The organism is Hellea balneolensis DSM 19091 (genome assembly GCF_000428525.1).
Taxonomy (GTDB): domain Bacteria; phylum Pseudomonadota; class Alphaproteobacteria; order Caulobacterales; family Maricaulaceae; genus Hellea; species Hellea balneolensis.
The window spans coordinates 601,585-623,201 of record NZ_AUAC01000002.1 but is presented as its reverse complement, the minus strand read 5'-3'; the positions used below and the strand labels follow the sequence as shown (position 1 = coordinate 623,201).

Sequence of the window (21,617 nt, the reverse complement as noted above, 5' to 3'; positions counted from 1 at the left end):
CATGTTATCCCATATGAATGCGGCGGTATTAGGCACTGGCGTTAAAGGGAAAATCGGGATGTTTTTGTCCACCGTGACGAATAGCTTGGATGCTAAGGGGCGTGTTTCTGTCCCTGCAGATTTCCGCGCGACAATTTCTGAGACGCCGTCCAAATCAGCGTTTGATGGGATTGTGGTCTGGCCCAGCCTTGATGGGGCCTATCTTGAGGGCGGTGGTATTTCGCTTCTAGAGGACTTTCAAAATTCACTAGATGAGCGCGAGCATTACGATGCTGAGCGGTCCGCCCTTCAGTATAAGATTTTTGCGGCTTCGCGGCAGCTCGCCTTTGATGGCGGCGGTCGCGTGTCTCTGCCTAAAGACTTGCATGAATATGCAGGGCTCAACGGTAAGGTTACATTTGTAGGACTGGGCCGAAGGTTTGAAATTTGGAGCCCGAAAGCGCTCGAAGATCGTCAGGAAGGTTTATTGGCGCTTGCGCGGGAAAGCCGCCATCTGCTCAAAACCGTTAAGCCTTCGGGGGCAAGCTCATGAAGCACTACCCCGTAATGCTCCCTGAGGTTTTGGCGGCCTTAGCTCCGCAAGCGGGTGAAGTTTATGTGGACGGCACATTTGGAAATGGGGGTTACAGCGAGGCTTTTCTAAAGGCGGCTGATTGTAACGTGGTCGGACTTGACCGTGATCCAAATGTTCAACCGAGAGCTGGTGAGTTGGCGGGGCTTTATAATGACCGCTTTCGTCTTATTGAGACCCCTTTTTCAAAGATGGATGAAGTTGGGTTGTCAGGTGTTGATGCCGTTGTTCTCGATATAGGGGTCTCTTCCATGCAGCTTGATCAGGCTGAGCGCGGGTTTTCTTTTATGCGTTCTGGGCCTCTGGATATGCGGATGGGGAATACGGGGCCAACGGCAGCGGATGCAGTGAGAGTTTTGCCTCACTCTGATCTCATTCGCATTTTTCAGGTTTACGGCGAAGAGCGCCGTGCGCGCCGCGCTGCGGATTTTATCCTTCGTGCCCGGGAGGAGGGCGATATTGTTACAACTGAAGAACTTGCGGATATTATAGAGCGGGCTTTGGGTCGCTCGGGTAAAAACCATCCTGCGACGCGGGTCTTCCAAGCCTTACGTATTTTTATCAATGATGAATTGGGTGAATTATATCGTGGCTTATGTGCGGCGGAAAAAATTCTTAAGCCAGGCGGTCGCTTGATTGTTGTGACCTTCCATTCTCTCGAAGACCGTATCGTAAAGTCTTTTGTGCGCCGCCGTGCTGGTGATGTCACGGGAGGGTCTCGTTACTCGCCTGAGGTGAAGCATGAAGGTCCTGCGCCAAGTTTCCTTGAGGGTAAGCGTTCGGTCATCAAGCCGTCCAAAACGGAAGTCGCGGAAAATGCCCGCTCGCGCTCAGCGAAGCTCCGTTTTGCTATTCGTACGGAAGCTGTCCCATTCCCTATGGATGATGACTTGCTGCCGCGCGTGTCCAACCTATCTGATTTGGAGGCGCAATTATGAGCGGCGTTTATATCCCGTCTCATATTCGTGCCGCCAGGCGCATGACGGGCTTCATATTGTTTTTGATTGGTGTCGCTCTGACTGTCGGTCTTTATTATGTTAAAACAAGATCGCAAACGGCGCGAAAGCAATCCGCCGCGTTAGAGCGCCAGATCTCGCAAGAGGAAGCTAATCTTAGCGTGCTTCAGGCTGAAATTGCTTATCTGGAAAGTCCGGACCGTCTTAAGCAATTATCACAACGGCATCTGGGCCTTGAGCCGATAAAAGTGAAAAATGTTCTTGCCGTAAAAGATGTTATGGAAGAATTTCCGTTGCGGCCTAAAATTATTGAGCGTGAAGCCTTAAGTGACGGAGGTGAACCATGAGCGTGACGCCGCCTGATCACTTCCCTCAAGCTCGCACAATGACGGTTGCGGATGATGAATTCGCCTCAGTGTCCGAGGGGCGAATTCGTATTCGCATTGGCGCTTTCATATTTATGTTCGTCCTCTTGCTTGTCGTTTTGCGCTTGGCGGAAGTTTCCCTGTTTGGCGATAAGCGCGGCGCTAATCTTCTGCCCAAAGAGATCACGACGACGCGGGCGGATATTAAGGATCGCAATGGTGAAGTTCTCGCTACAACCCTCAGCACTTACTCTCTTTATGCGGAGCCGCGTAAGGTTTGGAATGTTGAAGAGACTGTTCAAAAGTTAATTTCGGTCAGGCCAGAGTTGGACATAAATGTGCTGCGCGAAAGGCTTTCGGCAAAGCGGTCATTCGTGTGGATTGAGCGCGGCTTAACGCCAAAGGAGCGCCAATCTGTTTTCGCTTTGGGTTTGCCGGGTTTGGCCTTTCGTCAAGAACCAAAAAGGGTATATCCGCGCGGTAACCTCGCCTCTCATATTGCCGGGTTTACGGATGTAGATTTGAATGGTTCGGCGGGAGTGGAGCGGGCCTTTAATGACAGGCTTGCTGAGAAAAACGCGCCCTCTTTAGCGCTTTCAGTTGATATGCGTGTTCAATATGCCGTCGCGGATGAGTTGCAAAAAGGGCTTGAGCGTTTTGAGGCTCTTTCAAATGCGGGTGTCGTTTTGAACCTAAAAACTGGCGAAATTGTTTCCATGGTGAGTTTGCCGAATTTTGATCCGAATGATCCTGGCGCAACATTGCCCGAAACTCGCTTTAATCATGCCTCAATGTCCACCTATGACTTGGGTTCAGTCTTTAAACCCCTGACCATGGCAATGGCTTTGGAGGAGGGGGTTTCCAGCTTAACGGAGCCTCACCCGGTGCAAAAGCCTTTCAAAGTGCGTGATAAATTTATTCGCGAGGATCATCCCAGTAAAGTGCCGCTCGCAATGCCTGACATTCTGGCGCAAAGCTCTAATCGCGGTACAGCTATTTTGGCTTTGCGGGTTGGTGCAGAAAAGCAAAAGCAATATCTTAAAGCTCTGGGATTATTTGATCGTGTGCCGTTCGAGCTTGCTGAAAGCGCTAAGCCTCAAGTTCAAAACCGGTGGATTGATCTGACGACCGTGACTGTGTCTTATGGGCATGGTATTTCAGTCACGCCCTTGGGTCTTGCAGCGGCTATTGGGGCGACGCTTAATGATGGTTTATATGTCACGCCGACCCTTATTAAGCGTGATGCAGCTAATGCAGCTACGCCCCGCCGGGTTTTCTCTTCGAGTACATCACGACACACGCGCGATATGATGCGTTATGTGGTGACTCATGGAACGGGTAAAAAGTCCCGTGTGAAAGGCTATGGCGTCATGGGCAAAACTGGCACGGCCGAAAAGCCTGCTATGGGGGGGTATGATGAAAAGCGTTTGGTTACGTCATATGTAGCGGCTTTTCCTTATGAAGATCCGACATATGTTGTCATGATTACTTATGATGAACCTAAGGCCGTCGAGGGGACATATGGATATGCCACGGCGGGTTGGAATGCCGCCCCAACAGCCGGAGCCGTGATTGAGCGTATTGCGCCGATGCTCGGTGTTCAGCGCAGAATTGACCCCATCGCCATGAGTCCTTTTTCGGAAGAAGCCTTGCCATGACATTGCGTGAGTTAGGCTTTGAAAGCGATGCCCCTGTAACGGGCTTGACCTGTGACAGCCGTGAGGTGAAGCCGGGTTATGTCTTTGCAGCCTTGCCTGGCACGGTAACAGATGGCCGAAAATATATTGAAAGCGCTTTGGAAAATGGCGCTGAGGCTATCCTCTCTACGGGAGCTTTAGAGCTGCCTGTTCCTTATTTAAAGAGTTCAGAGCCGCGCCTGAGTTATGCACAAATGGCTGCTAAACTTTACGCAGGGCAACCCCAAACACTTGTCGCAATGACAGGCACAAATGGAAAAAGTTCGACGGTCGAGTTTTTGCGTCAAATATGGGCCTTTGCCGGTAAACAGGCTGCGTGCTTTGGGACCTTGGGGGTCCAGGCACCCAAGGGATATCGTCCCTTAACTCACACTACGCCCGACGCTGTTGCCTTGCACAAAACTTTGTCTGAATTGAAGGATGAGGGCGTGACTCATGCTGCGATGGAGGCGTCGTCTCATGGCTTGGATCAATACCGCCTGGATGCTGTGAAAATCACGGCGGCGGGTTTCACAAACTTAACGCAGGATCATTTTGATTATCATAGTGACGCCGAAGATTACTTTATGGCCAAGGCTCGTCTTTTTGCAGAGCTGACGCCATCGGATGCGCCTGTAGTTATTAACACGAATGACGCATACGGGCAGCGCCTTGCCCAGATGTGCGAAGAGCGCGGACAAGGTGTCATGCAAGTCGGATGGTCTGGTCAGGATATCCGTATTGATGAAGTTATGCCGCGTGCGTCAAGCCAGATTGTGACACTGGTTGTTGAAGGTGAGCGTCATAAAATTGAACTGCCGCTCGCTGGTGAATTTCAGGTCTTAAATGCTGTGTCTGCTTTAGGCTTGGCACTTGTCACAGGCATCGATAAAATCACGGCGCTTAAAGCTCTTGAAAATCTACACGGCGTCGCAGGCCGCATGGAGCGGGCGGGGCAAACCAAAGACGGGGCGCCAATATTTGTGGACTTTGCTCATACCGAAGATGGTCTTGATAAGCTGCTGCGTTCAGTGAGACCTCACACTATGGGCGACGTGATCGTCGTCTTTGGCTGTGGAGGTGATCGTGACCCGGATAAGCGCTCCAAGATGGGACAAGTTGCGGCGAAGTTAGCCGATGGTGTGATCGTGACTGACGACAATCCGCGCAATGAGGATGCGGCAAATATTCGAAAAGCCGTTCTTGTGGGCTGTCCTGATGCAACTGAAATTGGCGACCGGGCCGAGGCCATCCGAGAGGGCATTAAACGCTTGAAACCTCAAGACTGCCTTGTCATTGCTGGAAAAGGGCATGAGCAAGGCCAAATAGTCGGAACCAAAGTCATCCCGTTTTCAGATGTGGATCAGGTCAAGTGGGCGCTCAAGGAGTTGGGTCATGTCTAAGCCGCTTTGGACATCAGGCGACATTACGCGGGCCGTGGGCGGCGAGTCGGCAGAGCCATTTGAAGTAAACGGGATTTCTATCGATACGCGCACAATTCAGGCCGGAGATTTATTTGTACCGTTAAAAGATATGCGAGATGGTCACGATTTTATACCTATGGCTCTGGAGAAAGGCGCCGGCGGAATACTATCTGAAAAGCCCATGGAGGGTGCTGCGGTCATCATCGAAGATAGCTTACAAGCCTTGCGTGATATGGGGCGGACTGGGACTGAACGGTCAGAGGCCTTGCGCATCGCCGTCACGGGAAGCGTTGGGAAAACCAGCGTAAAAGAAGCGCTTGCTGACATGTTTGCCGCTTTCGGACCTACACATAAGTCTCTCAAATCATATAATAATCATTGGGGCGTCCCGCTTACTATGGCGAGAATGCCCATCAACTCCAAATATGGCATTTTTGAAATGGGAATGAACCATGCCGGAGAACTTGCCGATTTATCTAATTTGCTAAGTCCTGAAATAGCACTGATTACAACTGTGGCGCCTGCTCACTTGGCGCATTTCGAAAATGTTGACGCGATTGCTGATGCCAAATCAGAAATCATGGACGGACTTGCCGAAGACGGCATTCTGATTTTGAATGCAGATAATCCTCATACGCCTCAAATACTTAGAAAAGCCAAAGGCAAAAAAGTCATTACATTCGGCCATGACGATAATTGCGATGTAACGATTGTGACCTCGCAAACACATGAGCATGGCAGCAATACGCGCCTTCGTATAAATGCGCAGCAAATTGACGTAACACTGCTAGTGCCAGGAGAGCATTGGATCATGAATGGCGCGGCTTGCATGGCTGTGGCCTATGCTGCAGGTGTCGATCTTCGCAAAGCTGCCAAGGCCCTGCGTGGTGTTAGGGCAGAAAGCGGCCGTGGTGAAATGCACAAGCTTTCATTGGACGGTAAGTCAATAACGGTGATTGATGAAAGCTATAATGCAAATCCGACATCCATGCGGGCGGCCATCAATGTGCTCGGACTCAAGCATGGGCGCCGACTTGCCGTTTTGGGGGATATGGGGGAGTTGGGGAAAGATGAACTTCAATTCCATTCAGATTTAGCAAAACCATTAGAGGCCGCGGCAGTCTCGCGCGTTATTGTAACAGGCGAATGTATGCGGGCGCTCAAAGGGGCCCTGCCTCAATCAATGCGAGGCGCTTGGGCCAAGGATTGGGATGCGGCTTTGCAGGCGCTCAAAGATGAAATTCAAGAGGGCGATGTCGTCTTGGTAAAGGGATCAAACAGTGTCGGCCTTGGTAAGCTGGTAGCGGCATTAAAAAAGGGCACAGCTTAATGTTATACGAAATTTTGGCGAGATATGCAGAGGATTTTCAGGTCTTCAATCTCTTTAATTACATCACTTTCCGCGTTGGCGGAGCTTTGATGACATCAATGATCATTGCCTTCATATTGGGGCCGCGCATGATTGATTTATTGCGCGCCAAGCAAGGTAAAGGACAGCCGATCCGAGAGGATGGGCCGGAAGGACATATTATTAAAAAAGCGGGCACGCCGACAATGGGCGGGCTCTTGATTTTACTATGTGTCATTATTTCGACGTTGCTCTGGGCGGATTTGAAAAACCCGTTTTTATGGACGGTTATGCTGGTCACAGCAGCTTATGGCCTCATTGGCTTTTATGATGATTACTTAAAAGTCTCGCGGCAAAACCCAAAAGGTTTTAGCGGCAAAATAAAAATCATCTTGGAATTCGGGATTGCCGCTGTGGCGTGTTATGTTCTGACAACGGCCTTTCCTCAAACACCAGACGGCTTTGAGACAGGTCTCGCTATACCGTTTTTAAAGGATTTTACGCTCAATCTAGGGGTCTTCTTCATTCCTTTTGGGTGTCTTGTTATTGTAGGCGCGTCCAATGCTGTAAACCTAACGGACGGTTTGGACGGTTTGGCGATTGTTCCCGTGATGATCGCCTGTATGAGCTTGGCCTTTATCGCCTATCTTGTCGGTAATGCAGTATTCTCTGATTATCTTGGCGTTCCCTATGTCCCGGGCTCTGCTGAAATTACGATCTTCTTGGGAGCTATTATAGGCGCCTCATTGGGCTTTCTTTGGTATAATGCACCTCCGGCGATGGTCTTTATGGGTGATACAGGATCACTGGCACTTGGCGGTGCGTTGGGCACCACTGCTGTCGCCATCAAACATGAAATTGTATTGGCCGTTATTGGCGGCTTATTTGTGCTCGAAGCTGTTTCCGTTATTGTGCAGGTGGCTTCATTTAAGCTCACGGGGAAGCGGGTATTCCGCATGGCCCCAATCCACCACCATTTCGAGAAAAAAGGCTGGGCCGAACCCACCATCGTTATACGCTTCTGGATCATTGCAATTATTCTTGCGCTGATCGGTCTTTCCACATTGAAACTTCGGTAACCACATGATCAAAGCCGCCACATTTCAAGGTCAAAAAACCGCTGTCTTCGGATTAGGGCGAACAGGAAACACTGCTGCCCTATCCCTTGCCAGAGGCGGGGCGGATGTCTGGGCATGGGATGATAATGAAGCGGCTCGCAAGGCTGCAAAAGCCCAAGGCGTGAATGTAAAAGACCTGTCCAAAGCCGATTGGTCAGACTTTAATGAGCTTGTGCTCTCACCCGGTGTTCCGCATGAGTTGCCAAAGGCGCATTGGACGGCTGCAAAAGCCAAGACGCACGGCGTTCCGATTATCTGTGACATTGAAATTTTTGCCAGAGAAGTTGCGGCTCGACCCGAACATCAGCGTCCCAAAATTATTACGATTACAGGCACAAATGGAAAATCTACAACAACAGCTTTGATTGGTCATATCCTAAAAGCTTGCGGTAAAGATGCTGAGATCGGCGGAAATATCGGACGCGGTGTACTTGATCTAGATAAGATGCATGCGGGGAAATATTACGTTCTAGAGTTATCTTCTTATCAGCTAGAGCGTACGCAATCCTTACGCGCTAACGCAGCCGTCTTCCTAAATCTCTCACCTGACCATCTTGAGCGGCACGGAACGATGAAGGCTTATGAAGCAGCAAAGCTTCGTATTTTTGATAATCAAACCCATGATGATTCTGCCATTATTGGTGTGGATAATAAAGAAACCAAACGCCTCTTCTCGGAGCTTACAGCTAAAAATGGCCGCCGCATTATTCCCGTGTCTACAAAGAAGTCCTTAGGCCGTGGTATTTCGGTTATGAAAGGTAGGCTCTATTGCAATGTGAGCAGTAAATGTGTGGAGGTGTGTGACCTAACTCACGCCAAAGCCCTGGAAGGTCAGCATAACCATCAAAATGCCGCTGCCGCATATGCTGCTACTCAGTCTCTTGGTTTGGATCCCAAAGCCATAGGCGAGGCGATATTATCTTTTCCAGGACTTGCGCACCGCATGGAAACAATTGGGTCGGCGGGACCTGTGCGTTTTGTCAATGACAGTAAGGCCACAAATGCGGATGCGGCGATGCAAGCTTTGAAGTCCTATGAGAATATTTACTGGATTGCCGGAGGCGTCGCAAAAGCTGGAGGCATTACCCCGCTGGAAAAACATTTCCCGAATATTTCTAAAGCTTACCTCATTGGTGAGTCGTCGCCGGAATTTCATAAAACGCTGACTAAGAAAAACGTCGAACATAAAATCTCAGGCACGCTTGAAAAAGCCGTCCTCTGCGCCACACGTGATGCAATGCAATCCGGCATAGAAAATCCTATAATTTTATTATCTCCGGCTTGCGCAAGTTTTGATCAATTTAAGAATTTTGAAACCAGAGGTGAGGCATTCCGTGAACACGCGAGTCGAATCATTGATTTATTTGAACAAGAGAAAAACAGAATGAGCGCGGCATAGGCTCTGGCCTCCGCTATGGAATTTATCAAGGTATGAGACAAAATCGTATAATTTTAGGAAAAGACTCGAAGGCGTGTGTCAACACGGCGAGGGTCTTTGACGCTACAATAGACGATTTTGACCATACCGCTTTGCAGCGTAACGCTTTTACGCGAGGGCGTCGTCGCAAATGCTCGAAATTGCTAGCAGTTACTTGCGCTTTGCTCCTATCCCTCGCGCAAAATCGTTTCCGTCTTGAAAAATCCATAGCGGAGGCCAGAGCCTAGATGGCATTTACGGCGACACTTTCAACCTCAAGAACAAACCGTTCGCTTATAGGGGAATGGTGGCGAAGCGTTGATCATATTACGCTTGGGTTTTTGGTGTGTCTGATTGGAGCAGGTTTAATCTTAGGCATGGCGGCGTCCCCGGCGGCCAGTGCGCGCTTGGGGATTGAAAACCCTTTTTACTTTCTTTTCCGCCAAGGCTTATTTGTATTTGTAGGTCTTATTGGCGCTTTCATTCTATCTCTAATGACGCCGAGTAATGCACGGCGTATTGGGGTTTTGGCGCTTATAGGCTCTGCGGGGCTTATGGTTTTGTTGCCGTATATTGGGTATGAAGTGAAAGGCTCTGTCAGATGGTTTCGCATTGGGCCCTTTGGCTTGCAACCCTCGGAATTCGCAAAACCCGCCTTTATTGTTTTTGCGGCTTGGATGTTCTCAGTGCGCAAACGTGATGCCAGCGTTCCGGCTGTCGCCATTGTATTTGCTGCTTATCTGGGTCTGATCGCATTGCTGATAAGTCAGCCCGATTTCGGACAGAGTTTTCTCTTAACGCTGTGCTTTGCCGCAGTATTTTTCTTCGCAGGTTTATCGCTTGGCTGGGTCTTATTTATGATGAGTATTTCTATCTTTGGCGCAATTGCGGCTTATATGTCGCTTCCGCATGTCCGCGCACGAGTGGAGAAATTTATGAGCCCCGATAGTTCGGATACCTATCAAACAGATAAGGCCTTGGAGGCCATATCCAATGGCGGGTTTTTTGGGCGCGGTCCGGGTGAAGGCGCCGTGAAATATAGCCTCCCCGATGGGCATACAGATTTCATTTTTGCCGTTACTGTCGAAGAGTTCGGGTTTATGATTTCACTGCTTTTGATTTTTCTGTTAGCCGGTTTTGTCATTCGGTGTTTTCGCAATGCGCTAAAGCTCAATGATTATTTTAGCCAATTAGCAGTCGCGGGACTTGCGACCATGATTGGGATGCAGGTTGTTATCAATCTCTTCGTTAATTTGAATATGGCTCCGTCCAAAGGCATGACATTGCCGTTCATTTCTTATGGCGGATCTTCCATGTTAGCGCTGTGTTTTACGGCCGGACTTATATTATCCTTCACCCGCAAGCGTCCCGGAGCTTACGGCTATGGGCAATAGGCTACTCCTCGCCGCAGGGGGCACAGGCGGTCATATGTTTCCCGCGCAAGCCTTGACGGAAACCCTGAAAGCACAAGGTTGGGACATCGCCATGATGACCGATGCGCGGGGTAAGAAACATGCGGGGCGTATTCCCGCTGATCCAATAATCGAAGTGAAGGCCGCGAGCATAACGCCGCGTAAACCGATTGCCGCCATTCTCGGCACATTCAAACTCGCCAAGGGTGTGATGCAGGCGAGGAGCTTTATCAAAGATTGGAAACCGGATGTTGTTGTTGGGTTTGGCGGCTACCCTGCCTTCCCCGCTATGAGAGCTGCACAGAGCATGGGCGTGCCGACCATAATCCATGAGCAAAATGCAGTTCTGGGGCGCGTCAACCGCGTCTTTGCCACAAAGGCCTTGCATGTAGCGTCAGGGTTTGAGGAATTGCAGCGGCTACCAGAAGGGGCAAGCCATATTTGCACAGGTAACCCATTGCGTGAGCAGGTGCTTAAGGCCGTCCCCAAAAGCTACACGCCTCCCAAAAGCGATATCAACCTTCTTATTGTTGGCGGGAGTTTGGGCGCTAAAATTATAAGTGAAACTATGCCGGCTGCAATTGCTCTATTGCCGCGCGAGATGCGCAAACGCCTGAAGGTCGTGCAGCAGACCCGTCCTGAATATCAAGAGGCCGCCAAAGAAGTTTATAAAGAAGCGGGTGTAGAAGCCATATGCGAGACGTTCTTTTCTGATATAGAAACACACCTCTCCAGAGCACATTACATTGTCGGGCGCGCGGGCGCATCGTCTGTGTCTGAAATGGCGGTGATGGGATTGCCAGCTTTGCTCGTTCCATTGAAAATTGCGATGGATGACCATCAAACGGTCAATGCAAGGGCGTTATCCCGCCTCGATGCCGCCGATATTTTGCCTGAATCAGAGTTTACCCCAGAACAAGTGAAAACTACTCTGGAGGCGAGACTAAATGATTCGAACTGGCTTAAAAGAGCGTCCAAGCAGGCCAAGCTTGCGGGCCGCCCCGACGCCGCAGCAAAATTGGCCGATCTGGTCATATCAGCTGCTAAATAATAAAGGCGCAGCAATGCCCCAACCTGATTTGAAACAACGTGCGCTCGCCACGAAAGTCCCGTTTGATACTGGGCCTATACATTTTGTCGGAATAGGCGGGATTGGTATGTCCGGCATTGCCGAAGTCATGCTGAATTTAGGATATACGGTGCAAGGCTCAGATGGGCGCGAGTCCGCGATTACCAAGCGGCTCGAAAAATTGGGCGCAACAATTTATCTGGGCCAAAAGGCTGAACAGGTTCATGGAGCAGGGGCGATTGTCATGTCTTCTGCCATCAAGGCTGATAACCCTGAACTCGTCGAAGCCCGCGCCCGTTCTATTCCCGTTGTCCGCCGCGCCGAGATGTTGGCCGAGCTGATGCGCCTGAAATGGGCGGTGGCTGTCGGCGGGACACATGGCAAGACCACAACGACAACCATGATTGCGGCGCTGCTCGAAGGCGGCAATCTAGACCCCACCGTAATCAATGGCGGCATTATCAATGCTTACGGCTCAAATGCGAAGCTTGGCATGGGCAAATGGATGGTAGTGGAGGCGGATGAGTCAGACGGCTCATTCCTCAAACTCTTCCCGACAGTCGCCGTCGTGACTAATATCGACCCTGAGCATATGGAGCATTATGGCGACTTTAATGTGCTGCGTTCCGCCTTTGATACCTTTGTCGATAATCTTCCCTTTTATGGTTTTGCGGTTCTCTGTATCGACCACCCTGAAGTTCAAGCCCTCGTTAGCCGCGTTTCTGACCGCCGCGTGATTACTTACGGGTTCAATCCGCAAGCTGACGTTAGGGCAGAAAACCTAAAGCTCGAAACCACGGGCTCGCGCTTTGATGTCGTCTTTCGCGGTGTAGACGGAGTCGAAGACCGCTGGGACGGTCTGTTCCTGCCTATGGCCGGCAAGCATAATACGCAAAATGTACTTTCGGCTATCGCGGTCTCGCGTGAGCTTGGCCTGAGCGAGGCGCAAGTCCGCGCAGGACTCGATAGCTTTGGAGGTGTTAAACGCCGCTTTACCCATGTCGGAGATTGGAACGGCATCACAATTATTGATGATTACGGTCATCATCCGGTTGAAATCTCTGCCGTACTCCAAGCTGCAAGGCAGGTCAGCAAAGGCAAGGTTCACGCTGTCGTGCAGCCGCACCGTTATTCACGCTTGCAGGATTTGTTTGAGGATTTCTCGACCTGTTTTAACGATGCGGACCATGTTTATGTGGCTGATGTCTATGCGGCAGGGGAGACTCCTATCGAGGGTGTCAGCGGCGCAAGTCTGGTTGAAAGCCTTACATCTCATGGCCATCGAAATGTGCAATCTATTTCCAAAGAAACTTTACCCAAGACACTCAAGCCAAATCTCGAAAAAGGGGATTTGATTGTTTGCCTTGGCGCTGGAGATATTACTTACTGGGCAGCAGATTTGGCTGAGAATTTGGATGCTGTATGAGTCTGATTCACAGGCTTCCAACCGTGCGCGGAAAGCTCACTGAGAATGTCCCCCTCGCGCCTTATACATGGCTGCGCGTTGGCGGACCTGCCCAAGTGCTTTTCATGCCGAAGGATGAAGCTGACCTCGCGCACTTTCTCTCCTCTACGCCAGATGACATTCCCGTCACGATTTTAGGTGTGGCATCTAACACCATCATCCGGGATGGCGGCATTAAGGGTGTCGTCGTGCGCCTCGGGCCGGGTTTTGGGAAGATTACGACGGATAGCTTAACACTTCGCACAGGCGCTGCGGCGTTGGACAACAAAGTCGCGAAAGAAGCGGCAAAGGCGGGTATAGCGGGACTGGAGTTTTACGCTGGTATTCCCGGCACTGTTGGCGGGGCGCTTCGCATGAATGCTGGCTGCTATGGCACAGAGACAAAAGATGTTTTGGTTGAGGCTGTTGCCCTTGATCGCACGGGGCGTAGGCAAGTCATGCCGCTCTCTGAATTTGGATATTCTTACCGTGATAGTGAGGCTCCGAATGACCTCATATTTGTTGAGGCCGTCTTTAAAGGCGAGGCGGATGACCCTGCTGCAATAACCGCTCGTATGGCCGAGATTACGGCCCGCCGCGAAGAAAGCCAACCCATTCGCGAAAAGACAGGCGGCTCTACGTTTAAAAATCCGGATCAACTCCAATCGGGTGGCCGCGGAGCTTGGCAAGTTATCGACGCAGCAGGTGGGCGCGGCTTCAAAGTCGGCGGCGCGCAGATGAGCGAAAAGCATTGTAACTTCATGATAAATACAGGCGAGGCGACGGCGGCTGATTTGGAAGAACTGGGCGAGTCGATGATTGCGAAAGTCAAAGAAACGCAAGGGGTGGAATTGGAATGGGAAGTTAAGCGGATTGGGGTGCGGCTGTGAAGGTCGTTGTTACGACTCCCTCTCCTTGGGGAGAGGGTCCGCGAAGCGGGGGTGAGGGGGCGTTGATGAGCGAAGCGAATGCGTTACATAACTCAAGTTATATCCCCTCATCCGCCCTTCGGGCACCTTTTCCCCGAGGAGAAGGATAAGAAGTATGACTAAACACATAGCCGTCTTAAAAGGAGGAATGTCCTCTGAACGTGAAGTGTCACTCGTCTCAGGCGCGGAGTGCGCTAAGGCACTCCGCGCCGAGGGTTATAATGTTACTGAAATAGATGTCGCTCCGAACCTTTGGGAGCAACTTCATGCCGCAGACCCTGACGTGGTCTTTAACGCCCTCCACGGCGACTGGGGTGAGGATGGCCGTGTTCAGGGCGTTCTCGATCTCTTCGGCGCGCCTTATACGCATAGCGGCGTGATGGCCTCTGCTCTAGCCATGGATAAGCACCGCTCCAAAGCCGTTTTGCGCGATGTTGGGATTAATGTGCCTAAGGGCACTTTAGTCTCGCGCCATTCAGCTAGCCAAGACCATCCGATGGAACCGCCTTATGTGTTAAAACCTAATGGGCAAGGCTCAAGTCAGGGCGTCTATATCATCAAAGACGACGCGCATAATCATAGCGATGAAATTGCCGCAAATGCCGATATGGGCGATATGATTATCGCTGAGGAGTATATTGCAGGGCGCGAACTCACGGTGACCGTGATAGATGGCAAAGCGCTGGCCGTGACAGAGATTATCCCGACCTCTGGATGGTATGATTATGAAGCGAAATATGTTGAGGGCGGGTCGCGCCATGTTGTGCCTGCGCAAATCCCTGATGAGGTGACTGAAACGTGCAAAACCTGGGCTTTACTTGCCCATGAGGCCTTAGGCTGTAAGGGCCTAACGCGCTCTGACTTCATTTTTAATGATATTAATGAGGATTTAACAGACGTTGTAAACAAAATCGTAATGCTTGAACTCAATACTCAACCCGGAATGACTCCGACATCGCTTGCCCCTGAACAGGCCGCGTATGACGGAATGACTTTTGGCCAGCTTTGTCGCTGGATTGTTGAGGATGCATCATGGCCGCGGTAAGAAAAGGCAAATCTATACCTAAAGGCTCACATCGTGTAAGCCCCTTAAAACCCGGATTGCGCGGCGCCAGAAATTGGGCGTCAGCCAAAATGCGTGCTGCGAGTCACACGCGCAAGGGGTTTACGCGATTTGCATTATCAATACTTGGAACCCTCTTACTGGTGATATTTTTAGGGTTATGGCTTGGCGGCTTCCTTCCGAACGTGGCGCAGGCAGGTGAAACCTTCAAACGTAATCGTCTCATGTCTATGGGCTTTGTCATAGAGCGCGTTGATGTGATGGGTGAGGGCCGCTTGCGTGAAGAGGATGTGCGCCGCGCCTTAGGAGTCTATAGCGGCGATTATCTCTTTGGCGTCAACATTAAAGAGGCTCAGCAACGTGTCGAAAGTCTATCATGGGTGGACCGTGCTGTCGTGCGCCGCTTGTGGCCTGATCGCATTGTTGTGCAAATTATAGAACGTCAACCTTATGCGCTTTGGCAGCATGAAAGAGACGTTAAAGTGGTCGATATTGAAGGCCGCTCCATCATTGACGCTAAAGTTGAGGCTTTCACCCATTTAAAATTATTCGTGGGCGAGCAAGCCGGAGAACATGCGGCGTCTGTTCAATCTATGATGGCGGAGTTTCCAAATATTGCCCCTCGTGTTGAGAGCTATGTAAATGTCAGTGATCGCAGATGGGACTTGGTTTTAGATGAGGGCGCTTTACGCGTGATGTTGCCGGAAAAAAATATGAAGGGCGCTCTTCAGAATTTGCAGAGACTTCAAGTTCAAACACGAATTTTAGATCGCACAATCAAGACCATTGATATGCGGCTGCATGACCGCCTTACGCTCTCGCCGTCGCCTCCGGAACGCGCCTAACTCTTATGTTTAAGACTGGAGTGAATAAAAAGGCAGAGACAATCGCCGTTCTTGACATTGGGTCAAGCAAAGTCGTGTGCCTTATCGGCCAGAGAGAACCAAATTTTGGGGTCCGATTGATCGGGGCAGGGTTTGGTGTCAGTGCTGGGCTTAGGAATGGCGCTGTGATTGACATGGAAGCGGCTGAAACCGGTATTCGCATTGCTGTTGAAAAAGCTGAACGTGCTGCTGGCGTTACTGTCCAAAGCGTTTGCGTCAATGTTGCGCTTCGCTCCCTGCGCTCTCAACATATGAATGTGCAAACGGCTTTTGCGAGCGGAGAGGTTGCCGACCGCGATTTGAAACGTGTACTAAACTCCTCCTTAGCTGAGCTTGCGCAGCCTGAAGATGCTATTTTGCATGCGATCCCTCTGAACTGGTCTGTTGATGATGAGGCCGGCATACGTGACCCGCGCGGAATGTTTGGCCAGCGCCTTGGCGTGGATATGCATTTTATTTTGGCAGGTGTCGGGCCGCTTAGAAATTTAGCACATTGTATAGAGCGGTGCCATTTGGATATTAGCTCTGTGACAGTCTCGCCCTATGCTGCGGGGATTGGCGTTTTAACTGATGACGAGCGCGATTTGGGCGTAACGGTTATTGATATGGGCGGCGGAATTACTACAGCAGCTGTCTTTCGGGATAATACAATGGTGCATGTTGATGCACTTTCTGTCGGCGGTAAGAACGTAACGAATGATATTGCGCGGGGATTAACAACGCCAGCAGAAGCCGCGGAGCGAATTAAGACAATATATGGCTCTGCGCTCCACGGATCAGATGATAGCGACGTTATGGTGCCATGTCCGCCAATGGGCGCACAGGAAGAATTGCACCATCATCCACGGGATTTACTAACGTCTATCATTCGCTCGCGCATTGAAGAGACTTTTGAGCTCTTGCGGGACCGCATAGCAGAATCCGGGCTTGAGACTTATTCCGGACGCCGCATTGTCTTGACGGGCGGGGGGTGTCAGCTCAATGGCGTGCGCGAATTGGCTGAATATGTCTTTAATAAACGTGTACGGATTGGTCGCCCTCACGGTATTTTGGGGATGCGCGAAACAATGTCAGGGCCAGATTTTGCTGTGGCGACGGGGCTCTTGAAGCATGCCTTTATGGAGTCAGACGAAGCCATTTCGGGGCCGCCAGACCTTTCGGGACAACGTTACCGTCAAAGACGTTATTCCGGCAATACACTTGGCCGTTCTTTGCAGTGGTTAAAAGAAAACTTCTAAAAACCTGCATTGGTCCGCAAATTTTAAGATTAATTAATCACTGTTTAACCGTTTTAGCGGAAGTTGTGTTAACTAATCAATTACCATAATTTGCGGGACTGTTATGCCTATCTCATTATCCTTACCAAAAGCCGTAGAGTTAAAGCCTCGTATTGTCGTCATAGGTGTCGGCGGCGCAGGGGGTAATGCCGTGAATAATATGATCGGCGCAGGCCTTGATGGTGTTGAATTTATCGTCGCCAATACTGACGCTCAAGCGCTTGCCTTGTCCCGCGCAGACCGTAAAGTTCAGCTCGGCGGCGGTATCACGCAAGGCCTCGGTGCCGGTATGCGTCCTGAGATTGGTGAACAATCTGCCGAAGAAAGCCTTGATGAGATATTAGAGCATCTTGACGGCGCGCATATGTTATTTGTTGCGGCTGGTATGGGCGGCGGAACGGGTACAGGTGCTGCGCCTGTGATTGCCCGAGCAGCACGTGAGCGCGGTATTCTAACTGTGGGTATCGTGACCAAGCCGTTCCAGTTCGAAGGCTCGCGCCGCATGAAGTTGGCTGAGCAAGGCATTGAAAACCTTTATACAGCTGTCGATACGATGATCACCATTCCAAATCAAAACCTCTTCCGCGTTGCGACAGAGCAGACGACAATGTCGGATGCTTTCTCTATGGCGGATGAAGTTCTTCACAGCGGCGTTCGCGGCGTGACGGACCTTATGGTTGTGCCGGGTCTTATCAATCTTGACTTTAATGACGTCCGCACTGTTATGGACGAAATGGGCAAAGCTATGATGGGTACAGGCGAAGCCACAGGTGAGCGCCGTGCGATTGAAGCGGCTGAAGCGGCGATCAATAATCCGCTTCTTGATGACGTCTCGCTTAAAGGCGCTAAAGGCGTTCTTATCAATATCACGGGCGGACGAGATTTGACGCTATATGAGGTAGACGAAGCTGCAAGCCTTATCCGCGGCCAAGTCGATGAAGACGCCAATATTATTGTTGGCTCGGCTCTGGATGATGATCTTGACGGTATTGTCCGTGTTTCTGTCGTCGCAACTGGCGTTGACACGGAATATGTCATGGAAGCAAAGCCTGTTCCATCCCGTTATGTCGAGCAAGCTGCGCCCGAAGCCGCTTATGAGGAAGAAGACGAGTTTGCGATTGATGATGAATTTGAATCCGAGATGACTTATGCGCCGCAAACTGTGACGCCCGCGCCCGCGCCTCAACCCCAGCCGGCGGCTCAACAGCCCGCGCCGGCTTATGTTGCGCCAAAGCCATACCCACCGCAAATCCAAGCACCTGAGGCTGCTCCTGCGCAGCAATATGCGCCGCAAGCCGCGCCTCAGCGTCCACCCGCAAGAGAAGCTCAACCTCAAAATGTTGTGAAAAAGCCATTTGGATTTTTTGGACTCAAGAAACAAAAACCGGCGCCTGCGCCTGTCGTAAAGCGCCAAGCACCGCAACAAAGTGGTGACCTTTTCGGTGATAATATGGATGATGAGCTTGAAATTCCAAGCTTCTTGCGTCGCCAAAACCGCTAAGCTTAAAAGACATTAAAAGACAAAGGCGTCCCTTGAGAGAGGGGCGCTTTTTTTGATTGTCAGGGGCTTAGAAGACGTTGGGGGAAAGCCCAAAAATCGATCCAGTGAATCGATTTTAGTCGAATAAGGCCACGGCAGTGGCTTTGGGTGGTGCGAGGGCAAAGGAGACGTAAGAGTAAACCAACTTCACACTCTTTTTTTTTATTCTAAGCACTCTATAGAAAAATTAGCGTTGAAACTACTTTTTATGATACTTTAGTGAGGCGACATCCAGAAACGGCATATGCCTTTTAGGCATTGTTAGGATGTACTCACCTTCAAAGAAAAAATAATTAGTGTATGGAATATTATCGCATATTCGGTTTATTCGACTTTGCTCTTCATATTTTTTGTAGTGCTTATTCCGGTGCTCGGCAATTTTCCTTATTCTTTTCTGATCTTCAAGCTTCCTTTCCTCGTGAGTTAGCTCTGCACGTTTTTTTCTTCGCTTCTGAATTTCCAGACTTCTCTCTTCTTGAGTTAACTTGGAAACGTCTTCATCTTCTGGTGGAGGTTCTGGGATGGTGGCGTAACCTATATTTCTAATTTCCCAGATATCTGGACTAACTTCTCTTTTTTTACAGTGAAGACGTTCTTCCGCCGTTGTGTAAAACTTATCCAAATATTCTTCAGGAGAGTTAGTTTCACCAGTCTCAATGATAAGGGGTGGATATCCATACTCAAACGGTTCACCTATACCTCCTTCTTGCAACAAAGTGAATTTAACACTGCCTTGATCAACATTTACTTTGATCCGCTTAAATTCACATTCCTGATGAAGGAAACTAATGAATTCATCACCATTGAAGATAGGGACAATACTTTGTTTCCATTTGCATGATGGATCCATCATTCGATTTTCAGGTAATACTGAATCGGTCGGAAATTTTATGGTCTCAGAGAATGAATGCTGAGATATATCTCCACTCTTATCATTAGCTTGGCATCCATACAAAACAAGAATAGGTGCAACTATAAATAAACGAAACATAGTAATTCATAACACAGAGTCGTCATAAACCAAATAAAGCGTGAGTGTCCGCTTAATTCTGCGGCTTCAATTGATTTTAATCTGGTTGAACGACGGTTTTGGGCGACTTAAGCCTCTTGCGAGACGTCCGCAATGAGGATCTTTCCACTCTGCTCTACAATTCTTTATTTTTCTTCCCAACCCAAACTCTTACATCTTCGTCACACTCTGAAACACCGTGTAACGGAGCGTTTATTGCTCATTTTTTCGGGCTTGCTAAGTTATAGTTAAGGAAATCCCTGACTATGCCCAATGTAAGACGACAATCTACGCTGAACGGACCTGCTGTTACTGCAGGGATAGAGCTGCATGGCGGTGAGCATACACGCCTAGTTATGCGTCCTGCGCCCACGGGAACGGGTCTGGTCTTCGTACGAACAGACATAACAGATCGCGATAATGCTATTGCTGTGCGTCCGGATGCTGTGACAGGTGTCAAAAACTGCACGACCTTATCCAATGCAGGAGGTGTCAAAGTTTCTACGATTGAGCATTTATTGGCCGCGCTGGCAGCCTCTGGGATTGATAACCTTTACATCGATATTGATGGAGAGGAATTACCTGCTCTGGATGGAAGTTCTGAGCCTTTTCTCAAGCTTATTGAGCAAGTTGGTATTGTGCGCCAAGCTGCGCCACGCCGCTACGTAAGAGTGCTTAAGCCTCTTGAGGTGCGCAATGGCGATAGTTTTGCCCGTATTGAACCTCGCGAACGCTTGGAGCTCGACGTGACAATTGATTTTGAAGACAAAGCGATTGGGAAACAGCGTGTTGAGATTGTTCCAAATGTCCGCGCTTTCCGTGAGCGCTTGGCATCGGCACGAACATTTGCGCGTATGCACGAAGTGGCCGCGTTGCAAGCCGCAGGTCTGTCCAAAGGTGGCTCTCTTGATAATGCGGTGATCGTTGATGGTGATCAGGTCTTGAATCCCGAGGGGCTTCGCTTTGCAGACGAATTTGTGCGTCATAAGGCACTTGATTTGCTTGGCGATCTGTATCTTGGCGGGCCGATATTGGGCCGCGTGACGACCGTTAAAGGCGGGCATGGCTTGAATCATGATCTGCTTATGGCGCTCTATGGCCATGCAGATGCATGGGAGTTCACCTCAGTTGCGACGCGTTCACAAGCCCGCGAACTGGAATCAGTGTCTGCCTAACCGTTTTCTCACTTTCGCCGCGCGATAATCTCCGTTAGTAAGCTTTGAACTTTAACCCATTTGGGAATCGCTATGCGCTATCGCTCTGTTTTAAAACCTGTCTCTGTTGCGGCTCTGGCCCTAACACTATCGGCATGTTCCACGCTTGGTATTGGCGGGAATAAAAATGAGAAACTCGCTTATGTCGAGCGTCCTGCCGAGCAAATCTATAATCAGGGCTTCGACCGGATGGAGCGCGGGGATTGGGACCGCGCCAAGCTTTTTTTCCAAGAAGTCGAACGTCAGCATCCTTTTTCTAAATGGGCGCGCCGCGCCATGTTGATGCAAGCCTACGCGAATTATCGCTCAACAGATTATGAAGAGTCGATTGCGACGGCTCAGCGTTTTATCGGCCTGCACCCAGGCAATGAGAGCACGCCATATGCCTATTACCTGATCGCGATGAATTATTATGACCAAATTTATGATGTTGGCCGTGACCAAGCGACAACTGTGAACGCGGAATCAGCTTTACAGCAAGTCGTTCGCCGCTATCCCGATAGTGATTATGCGCGGGATGCCCGCCTAAAGCTTGAGCTGACACATGATCACTTGGCAGGTAAGGAAATGTCTATCGGACGATATTACCTCAAAGATAATCAGCAGCTCGCCGCGATTGGCCGTTTTAAAAACGTTGTCAAAAACTATGAAACAACGTCGCAAACCGAAGAGGCGCTTCACCGCCTTGTCGAAGCTTATACCTCTTTAGGTATTATCAACGAGGCTAAACTTGTGGGTTCGGTCTTGGGTTATAACTATCCGTCCAGTGAGTGGTATGAGGATAGCTATGAATTGCTAGCTGAATATGGCGTAAACCTTAATGATGAGATCAATAAGCCGCGCCGGCAGGGTTACTGGTCACGGCTTAAAGAACGTCTCTTCTAACTATGGTTTGATGACC

The 21,617-nt window shown here is 50.0% G+C and carries 19 protein-coding genes; 18 read left to right on the top strand and 1 reads right to left on the bottom strand.

Going from position 1 to position 21,617, the window contains the following annotated elements:
• Window position 1: 1 nt before the first annotated feature.
• The 16 genes from F569_RS0103125 to ftsZ all read left to right on the top strand — a co-directional run bounded on the left by F569_RS0103125 (window position 2) and on the right by ftsZ (window position 18,454).
• On the top strand, window positions 2–532 hold the full coding sequence (locus tag F569_RS0103125) for a division/cell wall cluster transcriptional repressor MraZ (protein ID WP_233353581.1): 531 nt from the start codon (window positions 2–4) through the stop codon (window positions 530–532).
• A complete protein-coding gene (gene rsmH, locus F569_RS0103120) occupies window positions 529–1,509 on the top strand; it encodes a 16S rRNA (cytosine(1402)-N(4))-methyltransferase RsmH (RefSeq protein ID WP_026941001.1) in 981 nt (326 codons plus the stop codon). Before F569_RS0103125 ends, rsmH begins: the two co-directional genes overlap by 4 nt.
• On the top strand, window positions 1,506–1,874 hold the full coding sequence (ftsL, locus tag F569_RS16230) for a cell division protein FtsL (protein ID WP_051279191.1): 369 nt from the start codon (window positions 1,506–1,508) through the stop codon (window positions 1,872–1,874). Before rsmH ends, ftsL begins: the two co-directional genes overlap by 4 nt.
• Entirely contained in the window at window positions 1,871–3,550 is a 1,680-nt protein-coding gene (locus F569_RS16225) for a peptidoglycan D,D-transpeptidase FtsI family protein (RefSeq protein ID WP_051279189.1), read from the top strand. Before ftsL ends, F569_RS16225 begins: the two co-directional genes overlap by 4 nt.
• Complete coding sequence (locus F569_RS0103105) at window positions 3,547–4,971, top strand: UDP-N-acetylmuramoyl-L-alanyl-D-glutamate--2,6-diaminopimelate ligase (protein ID WP_026941000.1); 1,425 nt, start codon at window positions 3,547–3,549, stop codon at window positions 4,969–4,971. The genes F569_RS16225 and F569_RS0103105 overlap by 4 nt, the downstream gene beginning before the upstream one ends.
• On the top strand, window positions 4,964–6,322 hold the full coding sequence (locus tag F569_RS0103100; RefSeq protein WP_026940999.1) for a UDP-N-acetylmuramoyl-tripeptide--D-alanyl-D-alanine ligase: 1,359 nt from the start codon (window positions 4,964–4,966) through the stop codon (window positions 6,320–6,322). Before F569_RS0103105 ends, F569_RS0103100 begins: the two co-directional genes overlap by 8 nt.
• Window positions 6,322–7,419: a phospho-N-acetylmuramoyl-pentapeptide-transferase gene (gene mraY / locus F569_RS0103095; RefSeq protein ID WP_026940998.1), complete on the top strand. Its 1,098-nt coding sequence runs from the start codon at window positions 6,322–6,324 to the stop codon at window positions 7,417–7,419. The genes F569_RS0103100 and mraY overlap by 1 nt, the downstream gene beginning before the upstream one ends.
• A 4-nt stretch (window positions 7,420–7,423) precedes the next feature.
• Window positions 7,424–8,857 (top strand): UDP-N-acetylmuramoyl-L-alanine--D-glutamate ligase, encoded by a 1,434-nt coding sequence (gene murD / locus F569_RS0103090; RefSeq protein ID WP_026940997.1) that lies wholly within the window; start codon window positions 7,424–7,426, stop codon window positions 8,855–8,857.
• Between the two features lie 266 nt (window positions 8,858–9,123).
• Window positions 9,124–10,269, top strand: a complete 1,146-nt coding sequence (locus tag F569_RS0103080) for an FtsW/RodA/SpoVE family cell cycle protein (RefSeq protein WP_026940995.1) — start codon at window positions 9,124–9,126, stop codon at window positions 10,267–10,269.
• Entirely contained in the window at window positions 10,259–11,338 is a 1,080-nt protein-coding gene (gene murG / locus F569_RS0103075) for an undecaprenyldiphospho-muramoylpentapeptide beta-N-acetylglucosaminyltransferase (RefSeq protein WP_026940994.1), read from the top strand. Before F569_RS0103080 ends, murG begins: the two co-directional genes overlap by 11 nt.
• A 13-nt stretch (window positions 11,339–11,351) precedes the next feature.
• Window positions 11,352–12,782, top strand: a complete 1,431-nt coding sequence (gene murC / locus F569_RS0103070; protein ID WP_051279187.1) for a UDP-N-acetylmuramate--L-alanine ligase — start codon at window positions 11,352–11,354, stop codon at window positions 12,780–12,782.
• A complete protein-coding gene (murB, locus tag F569_RS0103065) occupies window positions 12,779–13,690 on the top strand; it encodes a UDP-N-acetylmuramate dehydrogenase (protein WP_026940992.1) in 912 nt (303 codons plus the stop codon). The genes murC and murB overlap by 4 nt, the downstream gene beginning before the upstream one ends.
• A gap of 154 nt (window positions 13,691–13,844) precedes the next feature.
• Complete coding sequence (locus tag F569_RS0103060; protein WP_026940991.1) at window positions 13,845–14,774, top strand: D-alanine--D-alanine ligase; 930 nt, start codon at window positions 13,845–13,847, stop codon at window positions 14,772–14,774.
• The gene (locus F569_RS0103055; protein ID WP_026940990.1) at window positions 14,762–15,637 is read left to right on the top strand and encodes a cell division protein FtsQ/DivIB; all 876 of its coding nucleotides are present in this window, start codon (window positions 14,762–14,764) and stop codon (window positions 15,635–15,637) included. Before F569_RS0103060 ends, F569_RS0103055 begins: the two co-directional genes overlap by 13 nt.
• A gap of 20 nt (window positions 15,638–15,657) precedes the next feature.
• On the top strand, window positions 15,658–16,914 hold the full coding sequence (gene ftsA / locus F569_RS0103050; protein WP_233353579.1) for a cell division protein FtsA: 1,257 nt from the start codon (window positions 15,658–15,660) through the stop codon (window positions 16,912–16,914).
• 103 nt (window positions 16,915–17,017) lie between these two features.
• Window positions 17,018–18,454 (top strand): cell division protein FtsZ, encoded by a 1,437-nt coding sequence (gene ftsZ / locus F569_RS0103045; RefSeq protein WP_026940988.1) that lies wholly within the window; start codon window positions 17,018–17,020, stop codon window positions 18,452–18,454.
• A 238-nt stretch (window positions 18,455–18,692) separates the two neighbouring features.
• Here the strand turns inward: ftsZ and F569_RS0103040 are convergent, their stop codons facing one another.
• Complete coding sequence (locus F569_RS0103040; protein WP_026940987.1) at window positions 18,693–19,484, bottom strand: hypothetical protein; 792 nt, start codon at window positions 19,482–19,484, stop codon at window positions 18,693–18,695.
• Between the two features lie 284 nt (window positions 19,485–19,768).
• Between F569_RS0103040 and lpxC the strand changes: the two genes are divergently transcribed.
• Together lpxC and F569_RS0103030 are read left to right on the top strand one after the other, a co-directional pair.
• A complete protein-coding gene (gene lpxC, locus F569_RS0103035) occupies window positions 19,769–20,677 on the top strand; it encodes a UDP-3-O-acyl-N-acetylglucosamine deacetylase (RefSeq protein ID WP_034387136.1) in 909 nt (302 codons plus the stop codon).
• 72 nt (window positions 20,678–20,749) lie between these two features.
• On the top strand, window positions 20,750–21,601 hold the full coding sequence (locus tag F569_RS0103030) for an outer membrane protein assembly factor BamD (RefSeq protein ID WP_026940985.1): 852 nt from the start codon (window positions 20,750–20,752) through the stop codon (window positions 21,599–21,601).
• Window positions 21,602–21,617 lie beyond the last annotated feature (16 nt).

Excerpts from the sequence above, each read along its gene's own strand:
- F569_RS0103125 (WP_233353581.1), top strand. The coding sequence starts at position 2 with ATGTTATCCCATATGAATGCGGCGGTATTAGGCACTGGCGTTAAAGGG.
- rsmH (WP_026941001.1), top strand. The coding sequence starts at position 529 with ATGAAGCACTACCCCGTAATGCTCCCTGAGGTTTTGGCGGCCTTAGCT.
- ftsL (WP_051279191.1), top strand. The coding sequence starts at position 1,506 with ATGAGCGGCGTTTATATCCCGTCTCATATTCGTGCCGCCAGGCGCATG.
- F569_RS16225 (WP_051279189.1), top strand. The coding sequence starts at position 1,871 with ATGAGCGTGACGCCGCCTGATCACTTCCCTCAAGCTCGCACAATGACG.
- F569_RS0103105 (WP_026941000.1), top strand. The coding sequence starts at position 3,547 with ATGACATTGCGTGAGTTAGGCTTTGAAAGCGATGCCCCTGTAACGGGC.
- F569_RS0103100 (WP_026940999.1), top strand. The coding sequence starts at position 4,964 with ATGTCTAAGCCGCTTTGGACATCAGGCGACATTACGCGGGCCGTGGGC.
- mraY (WP_026940998.1), top strand. The coding sequence starts at position 6,322 with ATGTTATACGAAATTTTGGCGAGATATGCAGAGGATTTTCAGGTCTTC.
- murD (WP_026940997.1), top strand. The coding sequence starts at position 7,424 with ATGATCAAAGCCGCCACATTTCAAGGTCAAAAAACCGCTGTCTTCGGA.
- F569_RS0103080 (WP_026940995.1), top strand. The coding sequence starts at position 9,124 with ATGGCATTTACGGCGACACTTTCAACCTCAAGAACAAACCGTTCGCTT.
- murG (WP_026940994.1), top strand. The coding sequence starts at position 10,259 with ATGGGCAATAGGCTACTCCTCGCCGCAGGGGGCACAGGCGGTCATATG.
- murC (WP_051279187.1), top strand. The coding sequence starts at position 11,352 with ATGCCCCAACCTGATTTGAAACAACGTGCGCTCGCCACGAAAGTCCCG.
- murB (WP_026940992.1), top strand. The coding sequence starts at position 12,779 with ATGAGTCTGATTCACAGGCTTCCAACCGTGCGCGGAAAGCTCACTGAG.
- F569_RS0103060 (WP_026940991.1), top strand. The coding sequence starts at position 13,845 with ATGACTAAACACATAGCCGTCTTAAAAGGAGGAATGTCCTCTGAACGT.
- F569_RS0103055 (WP_026940990.1), top strand. The coding sequence starts at position 14,762 with ATGGCCGCGGTAAGAAAAGGCAAATCTATACCTAAAGGCTCACATCGT.
- ftsZ (WP_026940988.1), top strand. The coding sequence starts at position 17,018 with ATGCCTATCTCATTATCCTTACCAAAAGCCGTAGAGTTAAAGCCTCGT.
- F569_RS0103040 (WP_026940987.1), bottom strand. The coding sequence starts at position 19,484 with ATGTTTCGTTTATTTATAGTTGCACCTATTCTTGTTTTGTATGGATGC.
- lpxC (WP_034387136.1), top strand. The coding sequence starts at position 19,769 with ATGCCCAATGTAAGACGACAATCTACGCTGAACGGACCTGCTGTTACT.
- F569_RS0103030 (WP_026940985.1), top strand. The coding sequence starts at position 20,750 with ATGCGCTATCGCTCTGTTTTAAAACCTGTCTCTGTTGCGGCTCTGGCC.